Source organism: Agrobacterium sp. 22-209-1, assembly GCF_053522485.1.
The window spans coordinates 1-17,230 of sequence record NZ_JBNWCH010000010.1; the positions used below are offsets into that span (position 1 = coordinate 1).

The 17,230-nt window shown below is 59.1% G+C and carries 11 protein-coding genes; 3 read left to right on the forward strand and 8 right to left on the reverse strand.

The annotated features are described in order from the left end of the window. The first annotated feature begins 439 nt into the window (after positions 1-439). Positions 440-2,386 carry a M23 family metallopeptidase gene (locus ACQZ48_RS19095; RefSeq protein ID WP_173991416.1) on the forward strand — a complete coding sequence of 649 codons (1,947 nt, stop codon included), beginning with the start codon at positions 440-442 and terminating at the stop codon, positions 2,384-2,386. Between the two features lie 68 nt (positions 2,387-2,454). Here the strand turns inward: ACQZ48_RS19095 and clpB are convergent, their stop codons facing one another. The 6 genes from clpB to ACQZ48_RS19125 form a co-directional block, all read right to left on the reverse strand. Continuing rightward, positions 2,455-5,079, reverse strand: coding sequence for an ATP-dependent chaperone ClpB (clpB, locus tag ACQZ48_RS19100; RefSeq protein ID WP_142913466.1), 2,625 nt, complete (start codon positions 5,077-5,079; stop codon positions 2,455-2,457). Positions 5,080-5,432: 353 nt separating this feature from the next. After that, on the reverse strand, positions 5,433-6,215 hold the full coding sequence (locus tag ACQZ48_RS19105) for a DUF4167 domain-containing protein (RefSeq protein ID WP_077984937.1): 783 nt from the start codon (positions 6,213-6,215) through the stop codon (positions 5,433-5,435). 396 nt (positions 6,216-6,611) lie between these two features. After that, on the reverse strand, positions 6,612-7,481 hold the full coding sequence (gene prmC, locus ACQZ48_RS19110; protein WP_374638094.1) for a peptide chain release factor N(5)-glutamine methyltransferase: 870 nt from the start codon (positions 7,479-7,481) through the stop codon (positions 6,612-6,614). Beyond that, positions 7,478-8,557 carry a peptide chain release factor 1 gene (gene prfA, locus ACQZ48_RS19115; RefSeq protein ID WP_077984939.1) on the reverse strand — a complete coding sequence of 360 codons (1,080 nt, stop codon included), beginning with the start codon at positions 8,555-8,557 and terminating at the stop codon, positions 7,478-7,480. Before prfA ends, prmC begins: the two co-directional genes overlap by 4 nt. Positions 8,558-8,687: 130 nt before the next feature. Then, on the reverse strand, positions 8,688-10,955 hold the full coding sequence (gene ptsP, locus ACQZ48_RS19120) for a phosphoenolpyruvate--protein phosphotransferase (RefSeq protein ID WP_077984940.1): 2,268 nt from the start codon (positions 10,953-10,955) through the stop codon (positions 8,688-8,690). Between the two features lie 175 nt (positions 10,956-11,130). After that, positions 11,131-12,408, reverse strand: a complete 1,278-nt coding sequence (locus tag ACQZ48_RS19125; RefSeq protein ID WP_077984980.1) for an aspartate kinase — start codon at positions 12,406-12,408, stop codon at positions 11,131-11,133. A 390-nt stretch (positions 12,409-12,798) separates the two neighbouring features. Here ACQZ48_RS19125 and ACQZ48_RS19130 point away from each other — a divergent pair, with 390 nt between their 5' ends. Further along, positions 12,799-14,646: a DEAD/DEAH box helicase gene (locus ACQZ48_RS19130; RefSeq protein ID WP_137412444.1), complete on the forward strand. Its 1,848-nt coding sequence runs from the start codon at positions 12,799-12,801 to the stop codon at positions 14,644-14,646. Positions 14,647-14,742: 96 nt separating this feature from the next. Here the strand turns inward: ACQZ48_RS19130 and ACQZ48_RS19135 are convergent, their stop codons facing one another. Further along, a complete protein-coding gene (locus ACQZ48_RS19135; RefSeq protein WP_173991413.1) occupies positions 14,743-15,189 on the reverse strand; it encodes a hypothetical protein in 447 nt (148 codons plus the stop codon). Positions 15,190-15,294: 105 nt separating this feature from the next. Between ACQZ48_RS19135 and ACQZ48_RS19140 the strand changes: the two genes are divergently transcribed. Beyond that, positions 15,295-15,930, forward strand: coding sequence for a TetR/AcrR family transcriptional regulator (locus ACQZ48_RS19140; protein ID WP_448729181.1), 636 nt, complete (start codon positions 15,295-15,297; stop codon positions 15,928-15,930). 61 nt (positions 15,931-15,991) lie between these two features. Here ACQZ48_RS19140 and ACQZ48_RS19145 read toward each other — a convergent pair whose 3' ends face one another. Next, a complete protein-coding gene (locus ACQZ48_RS19145; protein WP_448729182.1) occupies positions 15,992-17,230 on the reverse strand; it encodes a saccharopine dehydrogenase family protein in 1,239 nt (412 codons plus the stop codon).

Genomic DNA, 17,230 nt, shown 5'->3' on the forward strand with positions numbered 1-17,230 from the left:
TGATTTTCTTAGAACGAAAGACTTCGTCGCCAGCAGCGCCGCCGCCCTCGTTCAGTGAGCGGACTTATAAGAGAACCTCACCAAACAAGTCAACACACCAAATTCGAAAAAATAAAGAAATGTGATATCTACATGATTCTAAAAGGAAATTTCGTTTTCATGAGCGTATCGACATAATAAGACGCCACCGAGCTTGTGGTTTTGCACAGGAGAGTACGCCCACGCGCATGAAGGCGGGGCGCGCGCCTTCTTTTAGCCCCCTTCCTCGCTAATTGCTTTGCCAACGAAGCGTTAACACGAGACATGCCGGCGCGTGTCCCTATACAGACGGTTGCGACATGTCTTCCGGTGCGTCGACCGATTTGACTCACGGCTTTGAAAGTTGCACATCTTCGCGTGAAGTTTCTGGAGAGCGCATGACCGACGGGGCACAGCTGGTATGACTGCGGATCGCAATGTGATCCGGTCGCTAGGTACGGAACCGCCAATTCTGGCGGAAGGACGACGTGCACCCGATCGCCGTGAGATTTCGTTGCGCTGGCTTTCGGGCACGTTCCTCACGGGGATTACCTCTTCGATCTTGATGGGGGTTGCGCTGTTTGCCGCTCTTGACGGTCGCCAGCAGCTTGCCATTCCCGCCGAAGCTTTCGCCAAGACGGATATGGGCGACAATGTGACGGAGGCAGCTCGTCGCGGCACTCGCCTCGTTGCTCCGAACATCGCGGCCCGCCCCTCCGATCGCTCGATCATGGAAGTTTCCACCGTTATCAATGAAGGCGACAAGGAAGTGGTCCGCAAAGTCCCCTTCTCTCACGTCAAAATTCCGCTGGCGTCCAATTACGCGAAGCAGGATGACTACCCCGCCTTTGATCCGCTGAACATATTTGCCAGCAACGACGACAAGGATGCGCCCGCTCCGGCGGCGAGCCGCACCGGCACGATCTACGGCTCCGAAGTCGAATCCGAAGTCAGCCTGAAAACCGTCGCCTTTCCCATCCAGCACTCCAAATATGCTTTTGCGGGCTCCCTGAGCTTCGATGAGGTCGAGGAAGCAGTACGTTCAAACGGCTCGATCCTGACGGACGGTAACGAGCAAGTTGCGGCACTCTACTACATCGACCCACGCCGCTTCGATAATGATGATGGCGATGTCGACATTACCGCCGGCCTTGCTGCCCGCGTTGTCGAGCAAAACATGTCTGTTTCGACCCCGCAATCACCCTCGGTTCCCGCCAAGGAATATGCCGACGACGTCATCCCTGCCCGCCAGACGGAGACAATCGAAGCTGCCCTCTTCGGCGCCGGTTATTCGAAGGCGCAATCCTCCGAAATTGCCGGGCTGCTTTCGCCGCAAATCCAGTCGAACAATGTCGAAAGCGGCGACGTTCTGCGCGTCGGCATCATCCAGGAAGACGAAAAGAGCGACATCGTGCGCGTGAGCCTTTATCGCAAGGGACGCCACATGGTCACCATGGCCATCGATGATCGCAAGCGTTTCGTCAAGGCTAGCGAACCGCCGAAGCTCGACGCCGTGGCGACCGCCTTCGACAGTACGCCAGCGCCTGCCGCCGGTCGCGATCTGCCGAGCGTTTATGACGGAGTCTACCGTGCGGCTCTGGCTTACGGCATGAACCAGAGCATGGTTTCGCAGCTCATCAAGCTTCTGGCCAGCAGCGTCGATTTTCAGGCGCAGCTCAAGCCGGCCGATACGCTGGAGGCCTTTTTCTCCGTGGAGGACGCGGACGGCAAGGCGACGGACAAGTCGGAACTGCTCTACGTGAACGCCAAATTCGGCGACAACGAGACACGTTTTTACCGTTTCCAGAACCCGGACGACAACAGCATCGATTATTTCGACGAGAACGGCAAAAGCATCCGGCAGTTCCTGTTGCGCAACCCCGTTCCGAACGGCCGCATGACATCCGGTTTCGGTATGCGCCGCCATCCGGTTCTGAAATTCAGCCGCATGCACACCGGCACCGACTGGGCGGCGCCCCGTGGAACGCCGATCATCGCGACCGGTAACGGCATTGTGGAGAAGGCCGGCTGGGCATCCGGTTACGGCAACCAGACCCTGATCCGCCACGCCAATGGCTATGTCTCTTCCTACAACCACCAGAGCGCCATCGCCAAGGGCGTCACCGAAGGTTCCAAGGTCCGGCAGGGTCAGGTGATCGGTTATGTGGGATCGACTGGCCTTTCGACCGGCGCGCATCTGCATTACGAGCTGATCGTCAACGGCACCAAAGTGGACGCCATGAAGGTGCGCCTGCCGGGCGGCAAGTCGCTTTCCGGCGAGGCGCTGGCGCGGTTCTCCGATGAGAGAAAGCGCATCGACAATCTGCTCAACATCGCGGACAAGCCTAATCAGGTGGCGAGCCGGTAACTCGGCGGACTTTTACGGGTTAAAAAGTAGTCAAGTGAAAAGGGCTCCGTTTCCGGAGCCCTTTCATTTTATGCCGCATCGGCCGTTTCAGTCTCAGCCTCACCCTTGGCGGGTTTGACCTTGAACAGCAACCGGTCCGTGCCCGAGGTCACTTTGACCCGCGAACCATCGGGGATTTCACCGCCGAGGATCATTTCCGCCAGCCTGTCCTGAACCGATTTCTGGATCACCCGCTTCAGCGGACGTGCGCCGTAAGCCGGATCGTAACCCTTATTGGCAAGCCAGTTGCGGGCATCCTCATCCAGTTCGAGCGTGATCTTGCGATCTGCCAGGAGCGAGACGAGACGCTTCAGCTGGATTTCCACGATCGCACCCATTTCGTCACGCCGCAGGCGGTGGAACAGGATGATATCGTCGATACGATTGAGGAATTCCGGCCGGAAATGCGACCGGACCCGCTCCATGACCAGTTCACGAACCGAATCCACATCGTCATTGTCGCCCATCTGCGTCATGAATTCCGAACCGAGGTTCGAGGTCATGATGATGATGGTGTTCTTGAAATCGACGGTGCGGCCCTGGCCATCCGTCAGGCGGCCATCATCCAGCACCTGCAAGAGGACGTTGAACACATCCGGATGCGCTTTTTCGATCTCGTCGAACAACACGACCTGATAGGGCCGGCGGCGAACCGCTTCCGTCAGCGCGCCACCTTCTTCGTAACCGACATAACCGGGAGGTGCACCGATCAGCCGGGCAACGGAGTGTTTCTCCATATATTCCGACATATCGAGGCGAACCATCGCGGTTTCGTCGTCGAACAGGAAGCGAGCGAGCGACTTGGTCAGCTCGGTCTTGCCCACGCCCGTTGGGCCGAGGAAGATGAACGAACCGATCGGCCGGTTGGGATCCTGAAGGCCAGCGCGCGAACGGCGAACCGCCTTGGAAACCGCCTGAACGGCCTCGCCCTGCCCGACAACGGACTTGGCAAGCTCGTCTTCCATGCGCAACAGCTTTTCGCGCTGGCCTTCCAGCATCTTGTCGACCGGAATGCCGGTCCAGCGGGAAACGACATGGGCGATATTGTCCGCCGTCACCACTTCCTGAACCATTGAGCCGGCGCCGCTGCTGTCGCGGGCTTCCGCCGCAGCCAGTTCCTTTTCAAGGCTCGGAATGATGCCATATGTCAATTCGCCGGCTCGTTGGAACTGGCCGTTGCGCTGGGCGATCGCCAGCTCGTTGCGGGCTTCATCCAGCCGCTTCTTCAAGTCGGCGGCATGGCCGAGCTTCTGCTTTTCCGCCTGCCAGCGGGCCGTCAGCGCATCCGCCTTTTCTTCCGTATCGGCCAACTCGTCCTCGAGCTTCTTGAGGCGGTCGGCGGACGACTGATCCGTTTCCTGCTTCAGGGCTTCGCGCTCGATCTTCAGCTGAATGATGCGGCGATCCAATTCGTCCAGTTCTTCCGGCTTGGAATCCACCTGCATGCGAAGACGCGAAGCGGCCTCGTCCATCAGGTCGATTGCCTTATCAGGCAGGAAGCGGTCGGTGATGTAGCGGTTGGAAAGCGTCGCAGCCGCAACCAGGGCCGAATCCGAGATGCGGACCTTGTGGTGCTGTTCGTATTTTTCCTTCAGACCGCGCAGGATCGAAATCGTGTCCTCAACGGTCGGCTCATCCACCAGAACGGGCTGGAAACGGCGTGCAAGGGCCGGATCCTTTTCCACATGCTTGCGATATTCATCGAGCGTGGTGGCGCCGACGCAGTGCAGCTCACCGCGGGCAAGCGCGGGCTTCAAGAGGTTGGACGCATCCATCGCGCCATCGGCCTTGCCGGCGCCGACCAGCGTGTGCATCTCGTCGATGAACAGGATTATGCCGCCATTCTCGGCCTGCACTTCGTTCAGAACCGCCTTCAGGCGTTCCTCGAACTCACCGCGATATTTCGCACCGGCGATCAGCGCGCCCATATCGAGCGCCATCAGCTTCTTGTCCTTCAGGCTTTCGGGCACGTCGCCATTAACGATGCGCAGCGCAAGGCCTTCCGCAATCGCCGTTTTACCGACGCCGGGTTCACCGATCAGAACGGGGTTGTTCTTGGTACGGCGCGACAGGACCTGGATGGTGCGGCGAATCTCGTCGTCGCGACCGATGACAGGGTCGAGCTTGCCTTCGCGGGCTTCTTCCGTCAGGTCGCGCGCGAACTTCTTCAGCGCATCGAAGCCCTGTTCGGCGTTGGCGCTGTCAGCCGTGCGGCCCTTGCGGATATCGTTGATGACCTGATTAAGCGCCTGCGCCGTTGCGCCGGCCTTCTTCAGGGAAGCCGAAGTGGTGGCGGAACTTTCAATCGCAAGTGCCTGCAGCAGACGCTCGACAGTGACGAAACTGTCGCCGGCCTTCTTGGCGAGATCTTCCGCAGTCGAGAACACTTTGGCAAGCGGCGCGGTGAGCGAAAGGCCGCCATTGCCGCCGGAAACCTTGGGCAATTTCGCAAGTGCCGCATCATTGGCAAGACGCGCTTCCTTGGCGTCGCCGCCGGCGCGCTCGATCAGCGATGCCGCCATGCCCTGCTCGTCATCGAGCAGTACCTTCAGAACGTGTTCGGGCGAAAATTGCTGATGGTTTTCGGCAAGCGCAAAGGTCTGCGCCGACTGCAGGAAACCGCGAACGCGCTCGGAGTATTTTTCAATATTCATAGTCGAACCTCCATAGACCGGCCCGCCCGCTTTCGGCACGGCACCGGGTGTTAGGGTTGAGGCTCCCTCAAAAGGCAAGCCCCGCTACGACAGCCGTGTTTAAGAGATTTCACGTCCGTCGCCTCTCGCTGGTCGGCACCGACGATGCGGTGTTTGTCCTTCCTGCACGAATATGGGAGCCGTTTTCATCGGTTTAAAGGGGAGCAAATCCGCCATATCGGGAAATTTTCGTTCGATCTGACAGGTGTCAATTCGCCTCGCCGGATGAAGCTGGAGAAGGTGAACTATCGCCGAAAACAAAAAACTCCGGCAAGCCGGAGTTTTTCAATCGCCATGTGATTTGCAGACGCTGCTTATTCGGCAGCATTCTCGAGAGGCGCGACCTCTTCACCCGCAGGCGTTTCTTCGCCTTCGGCGCCTTCCGCCGCGGCGGTACGGCGCGGGCGACGCTGACGGGGGGCAGCTGCACGGCGGGTCTTCGGGGCGCGTTCAGCCGCTGGCGCTTCCGCCTGCTGCTGCTCTTCCTCGACAGCCACTTCCATGGGCGTGCCTTCAATGACGGGCTGCGGCGCCTGGCTGGCGTCGTAAACCGGAGGCTGCTGTTCGGCGGTCACCTGCGGCTGGCGCGGCTGACGCTCCTGCCGTTCGCGGCGATCCGGACGCTCACGACGCTCCTGGCGCGGTTCGTTCCGCTCGTTACGCTCCTGGCGTTCGGGCTGCTGCGCCCGCTCGGCCTGTTCGGCCTGCTGCTGCGGCGCAACGGCACCTTCATCGCCGTCGTTCACTTCCATATCGTCACCGTCGGCGGCATTGTACTCGCCGCGGTCGTCGCGCTGGAAGCGTTCCTGCATCTGGGCCTGAGCCGACGCAATGATGCGGTTATAATGTTCAGCGTGCTGCAGATAATTCTCAGCGATCACGCGGTCGCCGGAACTCTGCGCGTCGCGCGCCAGCGCCGCGTATTTTTCCGCTATATGCTGGGCTGTGCCACGGATTTTAACATCGGGGCCGGAACTGTCATAAGTCCTGGTGAGCGGGTTGCCGCCCTTGCGGTTGAAGTTGTTGTTACCGCCACCATTGTTATTGTTGTTGTTTCCACGCCCCCGGCCGCGCTTGTTTTGCTGTCCTGGCCTCATCAATTGCTCACCTGAATTCTGTTTTGCTGACAATCTGGTTGTTTTCATGCAATTCCGGGCGGAAAACCGCTGGAAATTTTTTCCTGAAATTGCTCCATCACGCGCCTTGCCGAAGATAACTCCCGGGCAAGACCTCGCGTATGACGACCGGCTGCGCAAATGCTGCCCGAGCCGCCTGCGAACAAAGTTTACTGATTCACATGCCGGAAACGCCCAGCCTTTCAGGGCTCCTTAAAGAACCCGCTTCGGGACTGACCCATACCCTGACGAATCTCAGTTCGTCCTCAGCCACCCGGCATGTGGCCGCAAACTATCCCGCTTCCCGCGGAAATCCAAGCCTTTTCTTTTGCTGTGCAAAATATCCTTGCAAAAAATCCGCAGACATATCGCGAACAACTATCTCCGGAAGGTCAAAACTCTGTCGTTACCGCCATAATCCTTGACGGCGTCCAGAAGAGAGAAGCCGTGGGAAGCAAATATAGCGGAAACATCAAGCCTTTGATCGAAACCGATCTCCACACCGACAATCCCGTTTTCCACAAGAAAGCGGCCTGCATCGGCAGCGATGAGGCGGTACGGTGCAAGGCCGTCCTGACCTCCATCCAGCGCCGCCATCGGGTCGTGGTTACGAACCTCCCGGTCGAGCGTTGCGACGATATCAGTTCTTATATAGGGCGGATTCGACACAATTATGTCAAAGCGGCCAGAGATTTTTTCAAACCAGTCACTGCGAATGGTTTCGAAGCGTGAACTGAGGCCATTTCGAGCGGCATTTCTGGCGGCCGTTTCCAGCGCATCGGCCGAAATATCACTGCCAATACCGGACGCCTGCGTACATTCCTTTAGCAGTGCCAGACAGATTGCACCCGTTCCGGTGCCTAAATCCAGAATGCGGACGCTACCCGTTCGGGAAACCGTCTCCTTTAACGCCGGCAACAGCGTATCGACGAGAACCTCTGTATCCGGGCGGGGTTCGAGTGTTTCCTTCGATAGAAGAAGATCAAGGCCGTGAAACTCGCGGTGGCCGAGAATGCGATGCACCGGTTCGCCCAAGGCCCGCCGCTCGATCATGGCGGTGATACGCGCGTTTTCTTCCGCGGTGACCGGGCGGTCTGGCTTCATCACGAAATCGGTCAATGAGAAACCGACGACTTCCGCAATCAAAAGCCGCGCATCGAGAAGCGGATCATCGATCCCGGCTGTCTGCAGCCTTTTGCGGGCGGCGGCAAGCGCGCTCGCGATACTCGCTTCAGCCGCCGTGCTCAAAGCTGTTCGCCGAGCTGGGCGAGTTGTCCCGCCTGATAATCGGCGATCAGCGCATCCACAAGTTCATCGATCTCGCCTTCGATCATCCGATCCAGCTTGTAGAGCGTGAGATTGATGCGGTGATCGGTAACGCGACCCTGCGGGAAGTTATAGGTGCGGATGCGCTCGGAGCGATCACCCGAACCCACCTGGCTCTTGCGGTCGGCAGAGCGCTCGCTCTCCACCTTCTGGCGTTCGATATCGTAAAGCCGGGAGCGCAGAACCTGCATGGCCTTGGCGCGGTTCTGGTGCTGCGATTTCTCCGAGCTGGTAACGATCAGGCCCGTCGGAAGATGGGTGATGCGAACGGCGGAGTCTGTGGTGTTGACGTGCTGGCCGCCGGCTCCCGACGCGCGCATCGTGTCGATACGGATGTCTTCCGGACGGATTTCGACGTCGATGTCTTCCGCCTCCGGCAGCACGGCAACAGTGGCGGCAGATGTGTGAATGCGACCACTCGCTTCCGTTTCCGGCACACGTTGCACACGGTGCACGCCGGATTCGAATTTCAGCTTGGAGAACACCCCTCGCCCGCTGATCGTGGCGATGATTTCCTTGTAACCGCCCGCTTCACCTTCGCTTGCAGAAAGAACTTCCACCTTCCAGCCCTTGGTCGATGCGAAGCGCTCATACATGCGAAAAAGATCGCCGGCGAACAGTGCCGCCTCGGAACCGCCGGTTCCGGCTCGAATTTCGAGGATCGCGCTTTTTTCGTCCGCCGCATCCTTTGGCAACAGCAGGACCTGCATATCCTTTTCAAGCTCGCCGATACGGGTCTCGACCTCTGGCAGCTCCATTTCCGCGAGCTCGCGCATATCCTTGTCGGTCGTCTTGTCGGCCAAAAGCGCTTCTAGATCGTTGGCCTCGGAAACAGCCTTCTCGTAGTCGCGGATTTTCTTCACTACCGGCTCGAGTTCGGAATATTCCGAAGCCAGTTTCACATAGACATCCGCTGCCGGGCCTGCCGACATGCGCGCTTCGATCTCGCCGAAACGTCTTTCCAACTCACGCATTTTTTCGACGGGAAGCTTCGCCACCAGTCACTCCAATAATGAAACAGGTCTTTTAGAGCGCTTTCGCTTTTCTTCGAAACGCGAAAACGCTCTAACTTTTTGCTTTAACGCATTTCCGGACGGAAAACCGGGGTCCACTCTTCCTGGAAATGCTCTAAACGGGAATGGAATGCGTCGCAGCGAAGCGTAACAACACCTCGCGCGCGCTTTCCAGCGAATTGTGATCGTCCAGCGCCGCGTTCAGCTCTTCGGCAAGGCGCGCGGCATCGAGCCCGAGCAGCATTGCCTTGACCGGACCGATTGCCGTCGGTGACATGGAGACCGAACGGAAGCCGAGGCCGATCAACGCCATGGCCGAAAGCGGCTTGCCCGCCATTTCGCCGCACAGCGTGACCGATGTGTGATGCCTTTCGCCAGCGCGGACGATATCGCGCAGAATGCGCAGGAACGGCTTGCCGAGATTGTCGAAACGATCCGAAACACGCGCATTGCCGCGGTCGACCGCCATCGAGAACTGGAACAGGTCGTTCGAACCGACGGACACGAAATCCACCTCCTGCATCAGCTCATCGAGCTGCCACATCAGGGAGGGCACTTCCAGCATGGCGCCGAATTGCAGCTTTTTCGGCAGCGCATGGCTGAATTTGGAGAGATGCTGCACTTCCTTCTGTAACAGGTCGCGGGCGGCGCGAATTTCTGACACTTCCGTCACCATCGGCAACATCATGCGCAATTCAGCACCGGATGCGGCGCGCAACAGTGCACGCATCTGCGTGCGCATCAGGCCCGGACGGTCGAGCGACAGGCGGATCGCCCGCCAGCCCAGCGCCGGATTTTCCTCTTCCTGGCCGCGCATATAGGAAACGACCTTGTCGCCGCCGATATCCAGCGTGCGGAAGGTAACGCTCTTGCCCTTGGCCTGCCGCAGAACGGAGCGGTAGAACGCCTCCTGCTCCTCGCCCTTCGGCATGTTGGAGGCGATCATGAATTGCAGCTCGGTGCGGAACAGGCCGATGCCATCGGCGCCGGATTCTTCCAGTTGCGGCAGGTCCACCAAAAGGCCGGCATTCATCTTCAGATTGACCTTCTGGCCATCCTTGGTGATCGGCTCGACATTGCGCAGCGCGCGGAACTGCTCCTGTCGCTTGGCGCGCAGGCGCACCTTTTCTTCATAAGCACGCTGCAGATCCGACATCGGGCGCAGATGCACCTGACCATCATCGCCATCGATAATGATGGGATCGTTATTTTCCGCCAGCGCGACGATCCCGGTCGCCTGCCCGATGATCGGAATGCCCATGGCCCGCGCGACGATGACGACATGGCTGGTCACCGCGCCGTCTTCGAGCACCAGTCCACGCAGTTTTTCACGCGGATAATCCAGCAGCTCGGCAGCGCCCATGGCGCGCGCCAGAACGATGGCGTCGAGCGGGAAATCCTGCTCCGGCCCACGCCCGCCAAAACCGATCAGCTGGCGCAGCAGCCGGTTGGCGAGGTCGTCGAAATCATGCATGCGCTCACGCAGATAGGGGTCAGTGAGCCGCATCATGCGCGCCTTGGTGTCGCTCTGCACCTTCTCGACCGCCGCTTCCGCCGTCAGGCCGTTGCGGATGGCCTCTTCCATGCGCCGCACCCAGCCCTGATCGTGGGCGAACATGCGGTAGGTCTCGAGAACCTCGCGGTGTTCGCCCTCGGTCGGCACGTCACGGCGCTGCAACATGTCGTCGATCGACAGGCGCAGCGAGCCGATGGCGTCGGCAAGACGGCGGATTTCCGTATCGGCATCTTCATTGAGCAGGTTGGTCACGACGATGCGCGGATCGTGCAGCACGACGTGGCCAAGGCCGATTCCTTCGCCATAACCATCGCCATCGATGGAAACCGCGCGCGTCAGGTCCAGCTCCACGCCGGGGCGGGTGATCTTCTTCAATTCACCGCTCGCCACTATTTCAGCGATAAGCATCGCGGTTGTCTCGAGCGCTTCAACTTCATCCTCCCGATACGTTCGGCTGGCCTTGTTCTGGACCACAAGAACGCCAAGAGTGCGACCGGAGCGCAAAATCGGCACGCCGAGGAAGGAATGATAAATTTCCTCACCGGTTTCAGGAAGATAGCGGAAAGCGGGATGCGCCTGCGCATCGGAAAGATTGAGAGGTTGGGCGGACGCGGCGATGGTGCCGACAAGACCTTGCCCCATTTTCAGCTGGGCAAGATGCACGGCATCCTTATTGAGACCTTCGGTCGCATAAAGTTCCAGCACGCTGTCGGAACGCAGCACGTAGACCGAGCAAACCTCCGCCACCATGTTGCTGGCAATCTGACGGACGATCTGGTCCAGACGCTCCTGCGGTTCAAGGTGCTCCGCCATCATTTCGCGCAGCCGCTTGAGCAGGACACGCGGACCTGCGGAAAGGTCTCTCATCGCGTTTGCTCCCCGACGCTTCCGATCCGAATGTCATAATATTCGGGAATCAAAAGGTCATTTAAAAATTTATAGCGCGAGAAGCGCGTCCCGCAAGGGACACGCTTTCATGAAACGCCGCATCGGAAGAACGCAACTCCGAAGAATCGGAGCATCCGGAACCGATGTCTCGGGTTCAAGCTTTATCGAGGCCGTAAGCGGAATGCAAAGTGCGAACGGCAAGTTCGGCATAGGCGCCGTCGATCAGGATCGAAATCTTGATCTCGGAGGTGGTGATCGCCTTGATGTTGATGTTCTTCTCGGCAAGCGCCTTGAAGGCACTGGCGGCCACGCCGGCGTGGCTGCGCATGCCGATACCGATGACCGACACCTTGGCGAGGCCCGTCTCGTTCTGCGCGACGTCGAAGCCGATCTGGGCCTTGTTGTCTTCCAGAAGCTTGATCGCCTTGGCGACGTCGCCCGAAGGAACGGTGAAGGTCATGTCGGTGCGCGAACCGTCTTCGGAGATGTTCTGCACGATCATGTCGACATTGATATGCGCTTCGGCGAGCGGCCCGAAGATCGCGGCGGAGACGCCCGGACGGTCGGCCACGCGGCGCAGCGAGATCTGTGCTTCATCCTTGGCATAGGCGATGCCGGTTACGACTTCCTGTTCCACGATTTCATCCTCGTCACAAATCAAAGTACCGGGCGGGTTGATGAGGTCGCCCATGCCCGGCGCATCGGGATCCTCGAAACTGGAGCGAACGAAGGTGCGCACCTTGTGTACCATGGCAAGCTCGACCGAGCGAACCTGCAGAACCTTCGCGCCGAGAGACGCCATTTCGAGCATTTCCTCGAAGGCGATCTTCTTCATGCGGCGAGCCTTCGGCTCGATGCGCGGGTCGGTCGTGTAGACGCCGTCGACATCCGTATAGATGTCGCACCGGTCCGCCTTGACGGCGGCGGCAATGGCGACAGCCGAGGTGTCCGAACCGCCGCGGCCGAGCGTCGCGATGCGGTTGTCAGGACCGATGCCCTGGAAACCGGCAACAACGGCAACCTGGCCTTCGCCCATGCGCTTGACGATATCGGAACCGTCGATTTCCAGAATCCGGGCGGCGCCGTGCGCATTGTCGGTGCGGATCGGGATCTGCCAGCCCTGCCAGGAGCGAGCATTGATGCCCATGGATTGCAGCGTGATCGCCAGAAGACCTGACGTCACCTGTTCGCCGGATGCAACAACCGCATCATATTCGCGCGCGTCGAAAAAGGAGGCGGCGTTGGCGCCAGCCACCTTCGCGGCGTTCTGCACCCAGTCCACCAGCTCGTTGGTTTTACCGGACATGGCAGAAACGACCACGGCCACTTCATGGCCGGCATCCACTTCGCGTTTCACATGCCGTGCGACATTGTGAATGCGTTCGAGGTTCGCGACGGACGTGCCGCCGAATTTCATGACAATGCGAGCCATAGCCTTGACCAGTACCATCCCATTTTCCCGCCGGCTCCTTCAGGAAGCGGACGGACAAGAACAAACCCAGTCGGCCCTTCCTGAAAAGAGCCTCAAGTTGCGGGTCTCTTAGCGAAAAGGTGGGGGGCACGCAATGCCGTTTATGAACCATGCGGTACGCCTTCTTTCTGGGCCGATAAAACGGACGAAGACAGCATCGAACCGTTAACGAGATAAAGCACCCGTAAAAGAGCGTACCGCAGTGCACTGTACAAATGGGCCCATTCGCAGTATGAGCGCGGCAATGCAACCGGCCAGATGGCCGAAATGGCCTGCATCGGCTGCCCCGGAGACATTAGGATCTATTGGTTTCGGGCGGATGCGGGCAGCTTCATATCCGAAAGACGGTAGATGACAGACACCCAGGGTATCGCCCCGGCGATCGCGCAGGCGTTGGAAAAACGCGGCTACAAAGACTTGACCCCCGTGCAGCAGGCCATGCTTGCGCCCGAACTCGCCGACAAGGACGCGCTGGTTTCCGCGCAGACCGGTTCCGGCAAGACCGTTGCCTTCGGCATCGCGCTTGCGACCACGCTGCTGCGTGACAATACCCGTTTCGGCCAGGCCGCTGCCCCTCTGGCGCTTGCCATTGCCCCCACGCGCGAACTGGCCATGCAGGTCAAGCGCGAACTGGAATGGCTTTATGAGTTTGCCGGTGTCTCCATTGCCTCCTGCGTCGGCGGCATGGATATCCGCAATGAGCGCCGGGCGCTGGAGCGCGGTGCGCATATCGTCGTCGGCACGCCCGGCCGTCTCTGCGACCACATCAAGCGCAACGCACTCGATCTTTCGTCGATCCGCGCCGTCGTGCTCGACGAAGCCGACGAGATGCTCGATCTCGGCTTCCGCGAAGATCTGGAATTCATTCTGGAAGAATCGCCGGACGATCGCCGCACGCTGATGTTCTCGGCCACCGTGCCGCGCAGCATCGCCAAGCTGGCCGAAAGCTACCAGAAGAACGCCGTGCGCATCGCCACCGCTTCCGAACAGAAGCAGCATGTGGATATCGAATATCGCGCGCTTCTGGTGTCGCCTTCCGATCGCGAGAACGCCATCATCAATGCGCTGCGCTTTTATGAAGCCCGCAACGCCATCGTCTTCTGCTCCACCCGGGCCGCGGTGAACCATCTGACGGCACGCCTGAACAATCGCGGCTTTTCGGTCGTGGCTCTCTCCGGTGAACTAACGCAGAACGAACGCACACATGCCCTGCAGGCCATGCGTGACGGCCGCGCCCGCGTTTGCGTGGCGACCGACGTTGCCGCCCGCGGCATCGATTTGCCCGGCCTCGAACTCGTCATCCATGCCGACCTGCCGACCAATTCCGAAACGCTTCTGCACCGTTCCGGCCGTACTGGCCGCGCCGGTCAGAAGGGCGTCAGCGCCGTCGTGGTGCCTGTCAGCCAGCGCCGCAAGGCCGAGCGTCTGCTCGAAGGCGCCAAGGTCAGTGCCGCATGGGTTCACCCACCCTCCGTTGAAGAGATCGTCGAGCGCGACGGCGCCCGGCTTCTGGCCGATCCTACGCTAAGCGAAGCAGTGGCGGATGACGAACGCGATTTCGTCACCAAACTGCTGGAACAGCATGGCGCGGAAAAAGTCGCCGCTGCCTTCGTGCGTCTTTATCATGCCGGACGTTCGGCGCCGGAGGACATTTTCGAGGTCGCGCTTGACAACACCCGCAAGCCGCGCCGCGACAGTTTCGAAACACCCGAAAACAATGCGCCGCGCCGCGACAGGTCCGATTTCTCCGACAGCGCCTGGTTTTCGCTCTCCGTTGGCCGCAAACAGAGCGCCGAACCGCGCTGGCTCATCCCCATGCTCTGCCGTTTCGGCAAGATCACCCGCCAGGATATCGGCGCGATCCGCATGCAGCAGACGGAGACCTTCGTGGAACTGGCGGCTGATGCCGTCGACCGTTTCACCTCCGCCATCGGCAAGGATATGACGCTCGAAAAGGGCATCCGTCTGAAGGCGCTGGAAGGCAAGCCGGAAATAACCGGCAGCTTCCGCGAAGACACCCGCCCGGCGAAGGCCCAGCGCAAGTTCAGCAAATCGGACAATGCTGCCGCTCCCCGCGATGACCGCAAGGGCGACGACAAGCCCTGGAAAAAGAAAAAGCCCTTCGGCGACAAGCCGAAATACGAGGGCAAGAAGGACAAGCCGTTCGAGAAGCGTGGTCCGAAGCCGACAAAGGGCTGATTGCCTTTCGCTCTTCGACATCTGAAAGTCAAAGGCCCCGTTTTTGCACGGGGCCTTTTTATTGCGACATTTACAGAATGTCCGTAACGGGCATCCCTATTTGGTCGTCACTTCGACAAGGGCCGTGACCGGCTTACCGTCAACCAGAACGGGTTGATGGTGATCGTTCGCCAGTAGAATGCCGATGACATGCCGTCCGGCCGGGCTGGGGCAATGGCCAAAACGGGCCTTGATCAAATCCCCACCGAAGTCGCTGTTCATGCTGTTATAGGTGCGGCCGGGAATATTGCACGTATCGCCTGAAGGGTCGATTTTCATATGCACGTGGCCGCATTGGCCGTTGTCTCCACATTGCCCGGCGGCAAGCAGCATGAAGTTGCTTTTGACGACGACGCCGATTGCGCGTTCCGGGTCATTCCCCAGCTCTATGACATCGCCGGCTTTCGGCCAGACGATTTCGAGGGTTGGGCTGTCCCCGGCATATGCGACGGCGATTGGAAGTAAGGTAAATGCGAGACTGAACTTTAACAATAAACGCAGCATTGAACCCTCCTGACAAAATGTAATCGATGCTTACATCAAGGGAGCGGCTTTACGCAAGAGAAAAATAATCAGTGATTACATCCGCGTTCCATGCTAGGGACAGCCATGAGTACGAACACGAAAGCGAATGGGGACAAGCCCTACCACCATGGCAATCTCGTCGATGAACTTGTCGCGGCAACGATCGCAATCATCGAGGAGCGAGGTGTAGAGAACATTTCAGTCCGCGAAGCCGCCAAGCGCGCTGGCGTTTCGCCTGGAGCGCCGTTCAGGCATTTCCGTTCGAAAACAGCTCTGATGACTGCTGTCGCGGAACAGGCGATGAGCCGACTGACCGAATCCGTCGAAGCCACAAGACGACAGGCCGGCAGTGACGATCCCCTCGTCGCCTTTGAAGCCATCGGCCACGGCTATCTGCGCTGGGCACTGGCCAATCCGACGCATTTCGAAATCATCAGCTCGAGAACGCTGATCGATTTCAATTCGTCCGATATTCTACGCGAGCAGAATGACGCCATACGTCGCCTGATGGTCAACCTGCTCGCGCAGGCGCGTGAAAACGGCCAGCTCGCAAAGGTCCTCGACCTCGACCAACTCGTGCTAAGCTCCCGCGCACTGGTCTATGGCCTTGCCCGCATGGCAATCGATGGGCATTTTCCGGAGTGGCATGTTGCAGAGCCCCCTTCGGAAGCGATGCATAAAGCACTGCATCTGTTCATAGGGCAGTTCCCCAAGGGATAGCCGCCAAAAGAAAAGCCCCGCTTTCGCGGGGCTTCCATTCTATCAATCAAAACACCGGCAATCAGAAATCCAGCGCGCGATCGCCGTTTTCGTCCTTGATGCGGTTCGGAAGACCGATCTTGTTCAGAAGGTTCAGGAACGGTTTCGGCGGCAGTTCTTCAACATTCGCCATCTGCTTCACGTCCCATTCGCCAGTCGCGATGAGCATGGCGGCTGCGACCGGCGGAACGCCGGCGGTGTAGGAAATCCCCTGCGAGCCGACTTCTTCATAGGCTTCCTTATGGTCAGCCACGTTGTAGATGAAGACTTCGCGCTCCTTGCCGTCCTTGATACCCTTGACGATATCGCCAATGCAGGTCTTGCCGACATAATCAGGCGCCAGCGAAGACGGATCGGGCAGCACGGCCTTGACCACCTTGAGCGGCACGACTTCCAGGCCTTCGGCCGTCTTGACCGGCTTCTCGGACAGGAGGCCAAGGTTCTTTAGCACGGTGAAGACGTTGATATAGTGATCGCCGAAGCCCATCCAGAAGCGCACATCGGCGCCGTCCATGTTCTTGGACAGCGAATGCACTTCGTCATGGCCAGTCATATAGGCCTTCTGCTTGCCGACGACAGGCAGGTCGAATTCCTGTCCGACTTCGAACATCTGGTTCGTCTGCCACTGGCCATTCTGCCAGGAGTAAACGACGCCGGTGAATTCGCGGAAGTTGATTTCCGGATCGAAGTTGGTGGAAAACCAGCGGCCGTGGCTGCCGGCATTGATATCGACGATATCGACCGAGGTGACCTTGTCGAAATACTCATCCTTGGCGAGACGCGCATAGGCGTTGACCACGCCTGGGTCGAAACCGACGCCGAGAATGGCGGTAACGCCCTTTTCCTTGCACTCTTCCGCGCGCTTCCACTCGTAGTTTCCATACCACGGCGGCGTCTCGCAAATCTTGGTCGGATCCTCGTGGATCGCCGTGTCCATATAGGCAACACCCGTGTCCATGCAGGCACGAAGAACGGACATATTGACGAAAGCCGAACCGACATTGATGACGATTTCCACGCCGGTTTTCTTGATCAAGGCTTTCGTCGCCTCGATATCCATCGCGTCAAGCGCATGGGCCTCAAGTTTCACATCTGTCTTGAGGCTCTTCTTTTCGCGTACGGACTCGACAATCTTGCGGCACTTTTCCACGGTCCGTGACGCAATATGAATGTCTCCCAATACATCGCTGTTCTGGGCGCACTTATGCGCCACGACCTGTGCTACGCCACCGGCGCCGATGATCAGAACGTTCTTCTTCAT